Origin of the sequence: Streptomyces aureus, assembly GCF_001418135.1 — a bacterium.
In the GTDB taxonomy this organism is placed as follows: Bacteria; Actinomycetota; Actinomycetes; order Streptomycetales; family Streptomycetaceae; genus Streptomyces; species Streptomyces aureus_A.
Genome location: NZ_LIPQ01000574.1, coordinates 1 through 11456 on the forward strand (window position 1 = coordinate 1; position 11456 = coordinate 11456).

At 72.0% G+C, this 11456-nt stretch carries 13 protein-coding genes; 7 read left to right on the forward strand and 6 right to left on the reverse strand.

Annotation, left to right across the window (positions count from 1 at the left end; all coding sequences use genetic code 11):
- Nucleotides 1–532: 532 nt before the first annotated feature.
- Nucleotides 533–2032: a hypothetical protein gene (locus tag AOK00_RS34245; protein WP_055604033.1), complete on the forward strand. Its 1500-nt coding sequence runs from the start codon at nucleotides 533–535 to the stop codon at nucleotides 2030–2032.
- 124 nt (nucleotides 2033–2156) lie between these two features.
- Entirely contained in the window at nucleotides 2157–2939 is a 783-nt protein-coding gene (locus AOK00_RS34250) for a CPBP family intramembrane glutamic endopeptidase (protein ID WP_055604034.1), read from the forward strand.
- A gap of 72 nt (nucleotides 2940–3011) precedes the next feature.
- Here the strand turns inward: AOK00_RS34250 and AOK00_RS34255 are convergent, their stop codons facing one another.
- Together AOK00_RS34255 and AOK00_RS34260 are read right to left on the reverse strand one after the other, a co-directional pair.
- Nucleotides 3012–3821 carry a PhzF family phenazine biosynthesis protein gene (locus tag AOK00_RS34255; protein WP_055604035.1) on the reverse strand — a complete coding sequence of 270 codons (810 nt, stop codon included), beginning with the start codon at nucleotides 3819–3821 and terminating at the stop codon, nucleotides 3012–3014.
- A gap of 137 nt (nucleotides 3822–3958) precedes the next feature.
- A complete protein-coding gene (locus AOK00_RS34260) occupies nucleotides 3959–4537 on the reverse strand; it encodes an SMI1/KNR4 family protein (RefSeq protein ID WP_055604036.1) in 579 nt (192 codons plus the stop codon).
- Between the two features lie 179 nt (nucleotides 4538–4716).
- Here AOK00_RS34260 and AOK00_RS34265 point away from each other — a divergent pair, with 179 nt between their 5' ends.
- The gene (locus tag AOK00_RS34265) at nucleotides 4717–5346 is read left to right on the forward strand and encodes a PadR family transcriptional regulator (RefSeq protein ID WP_055604037.1); all 630 of its coding nucleotides are present in this window, start codon (nucleotides 4717–4719) and stop codon (nucleotides 5344–5346) included.
- A 151-nt stretch (nucleotides 5347–5497) separates the two neighbouring features.
- Here AOK00_RS34265 and AOK00_RS34270 read toward each other — a convergent pair whose 3' ends face one another.
- Together AOK00_RS34270 and AOK00_RS34275 are read right to left on the reverse strand one after the other, a co-directional pair.
- The gene (locus AOK00_RS34270) at nucleotides 5498–5926 is read right to left on the reverse strand and encodes a type II toxin-antitoxin system Rv0910 family toxin (protein WP_055604038.1); all 429 of its coding nucleotides are present in this window, start codon (nucleotides 5924–5926) and stop codon (nucleotides 5498–5500) included.
- Between the two features lie 69 nt (nucleotides 5927–5995).
- Nucleotides 5996–6220, reverse strand: a complete 225-nt coding sequence (locus AOK00_RS34275) for a hypothetical protein (protein ID WP_055604039.1) — start codon at nucleotides 6218–6220, stop codon at nucleotides 5996–5998.
- A gap of 286 nt (nucleotides 6221–6506) precedes the next feature.
- Here AOK00_RS34275 and AOK00_RS34280 point away from each other — a divergent pair, with 286 nt between their 5' ends.
- The 3 genes from AOK00_RS34280 (at nucleotide 6507) to AOK00_RS34290 (ending at nucleotide 9360) form a co-directional block, all read left to right on the forward strand.
- Nucleotides 6507–7052 (forward strand): Clp protease N-terminal domain-containing protein, encoded by a 546-nt coding sequence (locus tag AOK00_RS34280; protein WP_079042343.1) that lies wholly within the window; start codon nucleotides 6507–6509, stop codon nucleotides 7050–7052.
- Nucleotides 7053–7093: 41 nt separating this feature from the next.
- Entirely contained in the window at nucleotides 7094–8218 is a 1125-nt protein-coding gene (locus AOK00_RS34285) for an EamA family transporter (RefSeq protein WP_055604041.1), read from the forward strand.
- Between the two features lie 176 nt (nucleotides 8219–8394).
- Complete coding sequence (locus AOK00_RS34290; protein ID WP_055604042.1) at nucleotides 8395–9360, forward strand: DMT family transporter; 966 nt, start codon at nucleotides 8395–8397, stop codon at nucleotides 9358–9360.
- A 106-nt stretch (nucleotides 9361–9466) separates the two neighbouring features.
- Here the strand turns inward: AOK00_RS34290 and AOK00_RS34295 are convergent, their stop codons facing one another.
- A complete protein-coding gene (locus AOK00_RS34295) occupies nucleotides 9467–10111 on the reverse strand; it encodes an FMN-binding negative transcriptional regulator (RefSeq protein WP_055604043.1) in 645 nt (214 codons plus the stop codon).
- A 33-nt stretch (nucleotides 10112–10144) separates the two neighbouring features.
- Nucleotides 10145–10867 carry a pyridoxamine 5'-phosphate oxidase family protein gene (locus AOK00_RS34300; protein WP_055604044.1) on the reverse strand — a complete coding sequence of 241 codons (723 nt, stop codon included), beginning with the start codon at nucleotides 10865–10867 and terminating at the stop codon, nucleotides 10145–10147.
- A gap of 35 nt (nucleotides 10868–10902) precedes the next feature.
- Between AOK00_RS34300 and AOK00_RS34305 the strand changes: the two genes are divergently transcribed.
- On the forward strand, nucleotides 10903–11456 hold a 554-nt coding region (locus AOK00_RS34305; RefSeq protein ID WP_159041918.1), incomplete at its 3' end, for a GntR family transcriptional regulator.

Genomic DNA, 11456 nt, shown 5'->3' on the forward strand with positions numbered 1-11456 from the left:
CCGCGAGGACACTGCGGAGGGCCGGCGCAGGGGCCGGGGAGGGTCGGAGCATGGTGGGTCGCCTCTCACTCAGGAGACACGGTGATGCGTGGGCAGGTACGACGGCGCTGTCGGCGGCGGGGCCAGAGGAGGGCCATGAGGCCATGACCGGGCGCCAACACTCTGCCTCGTCCGCGGAGTTTATACGACACGTGTTCACGGAGTGTTTCCGCTAGACGGCGCCGATATTCCTGACAAGGCGTCATCAGGCCGTAAATCAAGGGTCGTAGAAGCGGAATCCTGGGGGGCTGGTGCTCCCACCTGCGCATTCCGCGCAGAGCCGGACGGCTGAATTCATTCCTCCGGTCCCGGGACAATAGGACATTGGTATATGTCGATTGTTCCGTGCCTTCGGGATGTGACGGTGGTGCGCAGCATCCAGCCTATCCTCCGACGGCCCTCCTTCGCAGGCGTTGTGGATCAGCGGGGTGGGCATCATCGTCCGTGACGCGCGGCCGTCCCGGCGGCCGCCCACTCGCGGAGGGACGCTTCGATGGGGGAGAAGGTCGTGGCCGACGGGTTCGGCCCGTCCGACCGGCAGCAGTACCGGAGAAAGCTCCAGCAGTGTCTCGCGGGGCTCGCGAGACTTCTGGCGGAGAAGAGGTTCGACCGGCCCCGCAATCTCATGGGCGTGGAGATCGAACTCAATCTGGCCGGTGCCGACGGGCTGCCCCGCATGCTGAACGGGCCGGTTCTCGAAAAGATCGCCAGCTCCGATTTCCAGACGGAACTCGGAATGTTCAACCTCGAAGTGAACATCGCGCCCCACCAGCTCGACGGGCGTGTTTTCGACCGGCTCGCGGAGGAGATCGGCACCGGAATCGGATACGCGGACCGCAAGGCGGCGGAACTCGACGCGGGCGTCGTCATGATCGGCATACTGCCGACCCTCACCCAGGACGACCTGGTCCCCGAGAACCTCTCCTCCGCGGACCGCTACACGCTCCTCAACGACCAGATCCTCGCCGCCAGGGGCGAGGAGTTCACGCTCGACATCCACGGGGTGGAACGGCTGCTCTGCACCTCGGAGTCGATCGTTCCGGAGGCGGCCTGCACCTCGGTCCAGCTCCACCTCCAGGTCACGCCGGCCCGCTTCGCCGCCGTGTGGAACGCGGCGCAGGCCGTGGCGGGCGTCCAGATCGCGCTCGGCGCCAACGCTCCCTTCGTCTTCGGCCGTGAACTGTGGCGCGAGTCCCGGCCACCGCTCTTCACGCAGGCGACCGACACCCGGCCGCCCGAACTCCAGGCCCAGGGCGTCCGGCCGCGCACCTGGTTCGGGGAGCGGTGGGTGGACTCGGTGTACGACCTCTTCGAGGAGAACCTGCGTTACTTCCCCGCGCTGCTGCCGATCTGCGACGAGGAGGACCCGCTCCTCGTCCTGGACCAGGGCGGGGTACCGCGCCTCCAGGAGCTCGTCCTGCACAACGGCACGGTCTACCGCTGGAACCGGCCCGTGTACGGCTGGGTCGACGGCGTCCCGCATCTGCGCGTCGAGAACCGGGTCCTGCCGGCCGGGCCGACCGTCACCGACGTCATCGCCAACGCGGCCTTCTACTACGGGCTCGTCCGTTCCCTCGCCGACGACCCCAGGCCCGTCTGGAAGCGGATGGCCTTCGAGGACGCGGAGGCCAATTTCGACACGGCCTGCCGGCACGGCATCGAGGCGGAGCTGCGCTGGCCCCGTTCCGGCCGGGCCGGCGGCATCGCGACCGTCCCCGCGGTACGGCTCGTCCTCGACGAACTGCTGCCGCTCGCCGCGGCCGGCCTCGACGCCTGGCACATCGAACCCGCCGACCGGGACTTCTACCTCGGCGTGATCGAACAGCGCTGTCTGCGGCGGGTGAACGGCGCCTCATGGCAGGCCGACACCTTCCACAAAGCGCTGGAGGCGGGCCTAGACCGCGAGGCGGCGCTCGCGGCGACCACCCGCCGCTACCGGAGCCTCATGCACGAGGGGGAGCCGGTGCACACCTGGCCGGTCGGGATCGACTGAACGCGGCGCTCCCGGGGTCGCGGGCGGGGGCGGTGGCCGATCATGGCACAGTGATCGGGATGCCGCCGGAACGGCGTCCGTCCGCGACCGGGAAGTGGAGACAGGTGTGGTGTCGGAGCAACGAGTGAGTGACGCTTCCCTGCCTCCCGACGGGCTGTCGCGCCGGGTGCTGCGCAACGAGACGCTGATCGTCCTCGCGCTCTCCCTCGGGGCGAGCGCCCTGTCGTCCCTCATCAGCTTCATCGGCTCGCTCACCAAGTCCGGGGCGCTGAAGGAGCAGGCGGCCACGCTCAACGGCTCGTACGCGCCGGGGCGGCCCTGGCTCGACCTGTCCTGGCAGCTCTTCGGCATCGCCTCGGCCCTCGTGCCGGTCCTGCTCGTCGCCCATCTGCTGCTGCGTGAGGGCTCGGGGCTGAAGGCCATCGGCTTCGACCGGACCCGGCCCTGGACCGACCTCGGGCGCGGGACGCTGGTCGCGGCGGGCATCGGCAGCGCGGGGCTCGCCTTCTACCTGGCGGCGCGGGCGACCGGCTTCAACCTCACCGTGGTGCCCGAGTCGCTGCCCGAGGTGTGGTGGAAGTACCCGGTGCTGATCCTCTCGGCGATCCAGAACTCCGTCCTGGAGGAGGTCATCGTCGTCGGGTATCTGCTGCGCAGGCTCGGGCAGTTGGGGTGGACGCCGATGGCCGCCCTGGTGGCGAGCTCGGTGCTGCGTGGCTCGTACCACCTCTACCAGGGGATCGGCGGGTTCGTCGGCAACGTGGTGATGGGCGTGGTCTTCGTCCTGCTGTACCGGCGCTGGGGGCGGGTCGGGCCGCTGGTCGTGGCGCACGCGCTGCTCGACATCGTGGCCTTCGTCGGATACGGGCTGCTCGCGGGCAAGGTGGGGTGGCTGCCCACCGTCTGAGGCCCTGGCCTCGGTGGGTGTGCAAGGGGGTACGGCTTCGCCGTACCCCCTTGGTCGTTCCGCGGCCGTGGGTCAGGCGTACAGGTCGCCCTCGATGACGGTGACCGCGTGACCGTTCAGGAGGGTGCGGTCGCCGCGCAGCCGCGTACGGACGATGCCCGTGCGTGCGCCGCCCTGCAGGCCGACCAGGTCGTCGCGGCCGAACCGGGCCGACCAGTAGGGGGCGAGCGCGGTGTGGGCGCTGCCCGTCACCGGGTCCTCGTCGATGCCGACGGCGGGGAAGAAGCCGCGGGAGACGAAGTCGTAGCCGCCGTCCGGGTTCCGGGCGGCGGCGGTGGCGATGATGCCGCGGGTCGAGAGGGCTTTCAGAGCGGCGTGGTCCGGCGCGAGCGCACGCACGGTGGGCTCGTCGCGCAGCTCGACGACGAGGTCGCCGATGTGGTCGGCCGTGTCGTGGACGGAGACGACCTCGGCGCCGAGCGCCTTCTCCAGGCCGTCGGGGACGGGGACCGGGGTCAGGGAGGAGGTCGGGAAGTCCATCGTGATCGTGCCGTCGGCCTCCGCGGTGGCGCCGAGGACGCCGCAGCGGGCCGCGAAGCGGACGGGGCCGCTCGCCGTACCGGTGGAGTGCAGGACGTGGGCCGTGGCCAGCGTGGCGTGGCCGCACATGTCGACCTCGGTGGTGGGGGTGAACCAGCGCAGGGCCCAGTCGGCCTCGCCGCCGGCGGGCAGCGGGTGGGCGAAGGCCGTCTCGGAGAGGTTGACCTCCGCGGCGACCCGCTGGAGCCAGGCGTCGTCCGGGAAGGAGTCCAGGAGCAGGACTCCGGCCGGGTTGCCCGAGAAGGGCTGGTCGGTGAAGGCGTCGACGATTCGGATCCTCATGGCGCCGACCGTACCGGGGGCGGAATCGGGCGGGCCAAGGCCAATCGCGGAGAACTGGACCGACTGGGCGCGCACCGGCGCTTCTTCGGCGTGGGGTCGGTGACCTGCGCGGATGAGGTACGCCGATCCCGCGTTCGTCAGGCGGAGAAGTGGGAGGTGGGCATGAAGCGGTACCTGTCCTCCGGGTCGACCATGTCGTCGATGTCGGCGAAGTAGTACGACGTCGACGTGCCGGCCACCACGTCGAGGAGGAACTCGCTGCACGAGGCGGGATGGGCCTCCCAGAGGGGGCCCCGGCCCTCGTTGAGCACGGTCGTCCACTCCTCCGGCTCCGTGCCCGGCCGCACCAGCCAGTACAGGAAGTGCCCCGCGCCTTCCACGTACCCCCAGGGCACCAGCCTGACGCCGCCCTCCTCGATCTCCGCCGGCTTCTCCTCGCCGCCCTCCCAGAGGTCGGCGAGGATCTCGTCGCGCTCGGCGGTCTGGGCGACCAGGTCGTACATCGGATCCGGGCAGTCCGGTTCCAGCAGCCAGATCGTCCCCGCGAAGACCCCGCCCCCGTAGGTCTCGACGAGCCGCTTGTAGTCGGCCGGCAGGGCGGTGCCCAGCGCCTCCTCGGCGGCGGCCCACCGCACGGTCCGGACGGCGCCGGGCGGTGGGCAGAGGGGTGTCAGGGCGTCGACGAAACCGTCGTACTTCTCATGATCGGCAGGCATGGCCCCACCCTCCACCATCCTGGCGCGCGGGTGGGCGGCGGGTCGGCGGGAGGTCGGGGGCTGATGAGCGGCAGGTCGGTGGAGGTGCAGTCGCATTGCTTGCTCACCGAATAGTTCCGATATATCGTTGAGGTATCGCGACAGTTCAGAGAATGAAACCCGATGGAAGGAGCGTTGCGATGCGTTCACATGGACACGAGTACGGAAACGGACACGGAGCCGGCCGTGGAGGCTGCGGCCCCGGGCCTCGCGGTGACTTCGAGGGACGGCGCGCGGCGTTCGGCCCCTTCGGGCCGGGCTTCGGTGGTGGCGGCCCCTTCGGGGGCGGGCCCTTCGGCGGCGGACGCGGTCACGGGGGCGGCCGGGGACGGGCGCGGCGCGGCGACGTGCGTGCCTCGATCCTGGCGCTCCTCAGGGACCGCCCGATGCACGGCTACGAGATGATCAGGGAGATCGGCGAGCGAAGCGACGGGGCCTGGCGGCCCAGTCCCGGCTCGGTCTACCCCACCCTTCAGCTGCTGGAGGACGAGGGCCTGATCACCAGCGCGAGCGAGGGCGGCAAGAAGCTGTTCACGCTCACCGACACCGGACGCGCGGAGGCCGAGGGAGGCCCCGACGCGCCCTGGGAGGACGCCGGGCGCGGTGTCGACTGGGAGGCCATGAACGAGATCCGGCAGGCCGGCTTCGGTCTGATGGAGGCGTTCGGGCAGGTCTGGAAGGCCGGCAACGCCGAGCAGCGGAAGAAGGCGGTCGGCGTGATCAACGAGGCCCGCAAGAAGCTGTACCTGATCCTGGCCGACGAGCACTGAGCCCGTGCCCCGCAGGGCCGGGAGCGGTCGAAGGGCCGGGAGCGGTTGAGGGGCGGGGACGGTCGAAGGCGGGAGCGGTCGAAGGGCCCCGTGGCAGTCGCCACGGGGCCCTTTCGTCCGACTGGGTCAGGCCGTCGTTCGTCTGTCCGGGTCAGGCCACCAGGCCCGAGAGCTTCCGCAGCGACTCCGTCAGGGCCGCCGTCGCCGAGTCCTTGAGCTTGCCCGCCATCAGGGAGACCGCCGCGCCGGTGAACTCGCCGTCGATCCGTACGGTCGTGGCGTCCCCGTCCGCCGCAAGCGAGTAGCGGGTGGTGACGAGAACACCCATCGGGCCCTTTCCCTTGATGGCGAAGGCGCGCTCGGCCTCCAGCTCCTCGACCGTCCAGAGCACCTCGGCGGGGAAGCCCATCAGCTTCATGTTCTCCGTGAAGGTGGCACCCGCCGCAAGGGTTGCCGGGCCGCCGTTCGGGAAGTTGGTGTGGGTGGCGTTCCACTCGCCGTACGAGGGGAAGTCCACGAGCTGCGCCCAGACCTTCCCGGCCGGTGCCTCGATCCGTGCCTCCGCGCTGACTTCGGCCATGAGACCACCCCTTCACGCGTGCCTGCTGGGTTCCGGTGTCGCGGAACGTAGCCGGGTGGCCGTGAACATTCAATACTGATGAACCGTCAGTTCTGCGGCGGCCGGCCCCGCCCCGTCACCGATCCACCAGATCTCGGACGCGTCGAAGCTGTCCGAGGCGCGCGGCGCCCCGTCCTCCTCGTGGCAGTGGAAGGCCGCCCAGAACAGATCGGCGGGCAGCGCCTCCCGGGGCGCGTACACCCGGTAGACGTACTGCCGCCCGTCGCGCGCGAGCAGAGCCACCATCCAGAACACAACCGGAAGACGTGGCGGGCGGGGCCTGTGGTTGCGTCGGGGGCGCAAAGCAAGGCGGCGCGCGCCCTGGGAGGGCAACGCGCGTGATCTCATCCGTAAGGAGGAGGAACCGCGCGCGCGTGCCCAACTCCGGTGGGATGCGGACATGCTTCTCCCCGGCGATGCCCCGGCGGCCCGAGCCTGATGAGGTGGGAGGGTGCACCGTCCCGTCCCGATTTCCCAGCAGCCACTCCGGCAACCCGCCGCCCCGCGCGCGGAACTCGCGCCCTTTCTGACTCCGTCCCTCATGACGGTCGTGACGGGCGCGCGCCGCAGAGCCCTCCGGGACGGCGACCGGCAGATCGACACCGCCCACCTCCTGCACTCGCTCGTCGAGTCCGACCCCGAGGTCGGCGCCGCCTTCGAGGGCGGTCAGCAGCTCGCCCGCGTCCTCGGTTACCTCGTGCAGCGCTCCATCGGATACGGGCTGCGCTGGCAGCGCTCGGTGGAGGAGACGGGGGCCGGCCGCCTCCTCCCCGCCAAGCGCGGGGCCGAGGGGCAGGACAGCCGGCCCTCAGGCTGGTCGCCGGCCGCGACGGTGGCCCTCGAGGCGGCCTTCCGGCGGGCCGCCGGACGCGGGGACACGCAGGCGCGCGGTCTCGACCTCCTCGCCGTCGTCGCCGCCGATCCGGAGAGCCGGGCCGCCGAGGTGCTGCGCCGCGCAGGGGTCGATCCGGCCGCGCTGAGCGCCCGTGCCGGCGCCCCGGCCGGGGCCGGTGTCGACGACGGTACGGCCCCCCTGGCGGAAGGGTCCGTTCCATGGCGTGACGGGGAGCCGTCTCAACAGGTGTAACGGGGGTTACGCCCCTGACCGCGTCCTGTCATCATGGCCCGATGCACGCGTCTCAGGGGAGAAGCGCCGGCCTGGGACCAGCCCTGGCCTCGGCCTTCGCATTCGGTGGTTCAGGAGTGGCGGCCAAGCCGCTCATCGAGGCGGGACTCGACCCGCTCCACGTGGTCTGGCTCCGGGTCGCCGGCGCCGCGCTCGTCATGCTCCCGGTGGCCTGGCGCCACCGCGACCTCCTGCGCCGCAAACCCGCTCTCCTCGTGGGCTTCGGGCTGCTCGCCGTCGCAGGCGTCCAGGCCTTCTACTTCGCCTCGATCTCCCGTATCCCCGTCGGCGTCGCGCTGCTCATCGAGTACCTCGCCCCGGCCCTCGTCCTCGGCTGGGTCCGCTTCGTCCAGCGCAGGCCCGTCACCCGCGCCGCCGCCCTCGGCGTCGTCCTGGCAGTCGGCGGTCTCGCCTGTGTCGTCCAGGTCTGGTCCGGGCTCAGCTTCGACCTCGTCGGACTCCTCCTGGCGCTCGCCGCCGCCTGCTGCCAGGTCGGCTACTTCGTCCTCTCCGACCAGGGCTCGGGCGAGGCGGAACAGGCCGACCCGATCGGCGTCATCGCGTACGGGCTGCTCATCGGCGCGCTCGTCCTCACCGTCGTCGCCCGCCCGTGGGGCATGGACTGGGCGTTGCTCGGCGGCAGCGCCGACATGGACGGCACCTCCTTGCCCGCGTGGCTGTTGCTCGGCTGGATCGTGCTGATCGCCACGGTGCTCGCGTACGTCACCGGCGTCGTCTCGGTGCGTCGGCTCTCGCCGCAGGTGGCGGGTGTCGTGGCCTGTCTTGAGGCCGTCATCGCGACCGTGCTCGCCTGGGTGCTGCTCGGGCAGTACCTCGACGCGCCGCAGATCATCGGCGGCGTGGTGGTCCTGGTCGGAGCCTTCATCGCCCAGTCGTCGACGCCGAAGGCGCCCGCGGCGGGACCGGTGGCGGGGTCGGCGGCGGAGGTCGGTGGGACGGTCGCGGTTGATGTGACGGTTGCGGCCGGTGGGACGGACCGGGTTGTTGTGACGGACGTGGCCGGCGAGGCGGACGCAGCCGAGGCGACGGATGCAGCCGAGGCAACGGACGTGGTCGGTGTGACGGACCGCGATTCCGAGTTGTCCGCCCGGCGGACCGGGGCCTAAGGTGCCGATCATGCATTCGACCGTGCTTCCGCCTCCCGCCGCCTAGCGCGCGCGGAGACTCTCCTCGACGAAGACCGGGCTCGGCCGGGCGACCACTCGCCCCCGAGCGGTTCGTCGCTGCCCGCGCGCGGAGCCGAGCGACCACCTTTCCCTCCCGTCTTCCACGGAGAAGTCACGTGTCGAACTCTTCGGAATCCGCCCTGTCCGTCGGGCGGAGCCTGCTCTATCTGATCGTCGCCGGGATCGCCTGGGGCACGGCCGGTGCCGCCGCCTCGCTGATCTTCCGCATCAGCGACATGGGCCCGCTGGCCCTGTCCTTCTGGCGCTGCGTCGGCGGTCTCGCCCTGCTGCTCGGGGCGCTCGCCCTGCGTCCCAGGCGGCGCGTCGCCCGTACGGCCGTGGAATCGCGCGGCCGCCGGACGGCCCGCATCCTCGGCACGGGGGTCGGGCTCACCGTCTTCCAGAGCGCCTACTTCGCCGCCGTCGAGGCCACCGGCCTGGCGGTCGGCACGGTCGTCACACTGGGCGCGGGACCCGTCCTCATCGCGGTCGGCGCCCGGCTCACCATGGGCGAACGCCTCGGCCGCGGCGGCATCGCCGCCGTCAGCGGGGCGCTCGCCGGGCTCGTCGTCCTCGTCCTCGGCGGCGGCGCCGCGGAGGTGCGGCCGCTGGGTGTCGTCCTCGCGGTCGTCTCGGCGGCCGGATACGCGGCGATCACCTTGCTCACGCGCTACCTCGGCCGAGACGGCGGCCGCACGGACGCGCTGTCCACCACGACCTGGGCCTTCGCGATCGGGGCGGTCGGACTGCTGCCCGCGGCGCTCGCGGAGGGGGTCGTACCGCATACGGACGCGCCGGTGAGCGTGCTGCTCCTGCTCGTCTACGTCGCCGCCGTGCCGACCGCGCTCGCCTACGCGCTGTACTTCGCCGGGGCGGCGGTCGTCAGGGCGGCCACCGTCTCCGTGATCATGCTTCTGGAGCCGGTGAGCGCGGCCGTCATCGCCGTCTCGCTGCTCGGTGAGCGGCTCACCACCGCCATCGTGCTCGGCACGCTGCTGCTGCTCGCCGCCGTCACGGGCCTGGCGTTCGCCGAGGCGCGGACGGCGTCGGCGGAACGGAGGCGGGAGGCCGTGGCGGCGTAGGCGGGCGGGGGCGCGGGCCGGGGTTTCAGTGAGGGCCGCGGTGGAGTGCGGGCAGGGGTGGGGGTGCGGGCTTTCACCTGAGGTCGGAGCCCGTGCCCCCCCGCTGTCAGCCGGTGACGCGGCGGCGCAGTTGATGGCCGCGCGCCGCCGCGTCGCGGGGGCCGTCGCGCTCGGCAAGCCGCTCCATGACCTGGTCCTGGATCTCCTGCTGCTTGTTCCCCGCGTACTTGAACTTGGCCCGCACCTCGGTCACCTCCAGGCGCAGCACCCTGATTCCGGACAGCAGGCGGCCGAACGGTGCCTCGCCCGGGACGGCGAGGGCCGTGCCGCCGTCCGGCTGGAAGTGGGCGACCTGGCGGTTGAGCAGCTCCGCCTTCTGTACCGAATCGTCGACCACGTGCGCGGTGCAGCGCAGCTGGACGGAGGCGTAGTAGGACGTGGGCGTGCCGTGCGAGGTCGGCGTGCCCTCGGGGGCCGTCCAGGTGCCCGGCACGAAGACGTAGTCGTCGACCACGCTGAGGAGCACCGTCGGGTTCGCCTCCAGGGCGCGCCACAGCGGGTTCGGGCGGGCCAGATGGGTCAGCACGCGGCCGTACGGGCCGGGCTCTGCCTCGTACCGGAAGTGCATCGGCTGCACCCACGGCGGGTCTCCGGGCAGGCCGTTGACGGCGAGCTGGCCGAAGTCGTGCCGGGAGAGCCAGTCGCGCCACTCGCCCTCGTCGTGGGGGGCGTCCCAGGGGTGGATCAGCATGGTCCGTCGGTCCCTTCGGCGTTCGCGGCGTCTCTAGAGCGCGGCCAGATAGTCGGGCAGGGCGACGGCCGGGTCGAGGTCGTCGGCCGGGACCGGTGCGCCGTAGCCGCCGCGCACCGGGACCACGCCGGACCAGTGGGGGAGGCCGAGGTCGTCCGCGTCGTCGTTGGGGCCGCCGGTGCGGACCTTCGCCGAGACCTCGTTCAGGTCCAGGCGGATCACGGCCGTGGCGGCGAGTTCCTTGGCGTTCGCGGGGCGGGAGTCGGCGGAGCGGCCGGGGACGACCTGGTCGACCAGGGCGTCGAGGGCGATGCGCAGCTCCTCGGGGTCGGTGACCTGGTGGGCGGTGCCGAGGACCACGACCGAGCGGTAGTTGAGGGAGTGGTGGAAGGCGGAGCGGGCGAGCACGAGGCCGTCGACGTGGGTCACGGTCAGGCAGACGGGCAGACCGGGGGCCGCCACGCCGTCGCCGGCCGCGCGCAGCGGCCGCGAGCCGGTCGAGCCGTGCACGTAGAGGCGGTCGCCGACGCGGCCGAAGAGTGTCGGGAGCACGACCGGCGCGCCGTCCCGCACGAATCCGAGGTGGCAGACGTACGCCTCGTCGAGTATCGAGTGGACCAGGGCCTTGTCGTACGACGCGCGCTGGCGGGAGCGGGTGGGGACGGTCCGGTCGGTCGGTGTGTACTCGGCGACGGCACCGGTCTCGGCGGCCTCGGCGGAGGTCCTGTCGGCGGCCGTGTCGGCTGCGGTGCTCATTGCGTTCTCCATTGCACTAGTGCATACTTGTGTTTGTGCTAGGAGAGTATCGGATCGAAGGTCGTCGCGCATCGGACATTGCCGCGAGCGTGGAACGGGGAGTGGGGCTCGGAGCTCTTGAACCGGGCCGACTCCTGCCTCCGATGAGGGAGTTGGCCGCTGTGCTCGGCGTGAACCCGAACACCGTCGCCGCCGCCTATCGCACCCTGCGCGACCGTGGGGTCATCGAGACCGACGGGCGGCGCGGCAGCCGGGTGCGCCCGCGACCCGCCACGACCGCGCGCGGCTCGATCCGGGTGGAGGCCCCCGCCGGGGTCCGGGACGTCGGCAAGGGCAACCCCGACCCCGTCCTGCTGCCCCCTCTCGGCGAGGCCTTCGCCGAGGTCGCCCGGAGGTACGCCGAACAGCCAGGCATGTACGGAGAGGCTCCCGTCGACGAGGAGTTCGGGCGCCTCGCGCGCGCCGCCTTCGACGCGGACGGGGTGCCGGACGGGCCCGTCGGCGTCACGTCCGGGTCCCTCGACGCGGTCGAGCGCGTACTCGCCGTGCACCTCAGGCCCGGCGACGCCGTCGCCGGGCCTGAGGTGCA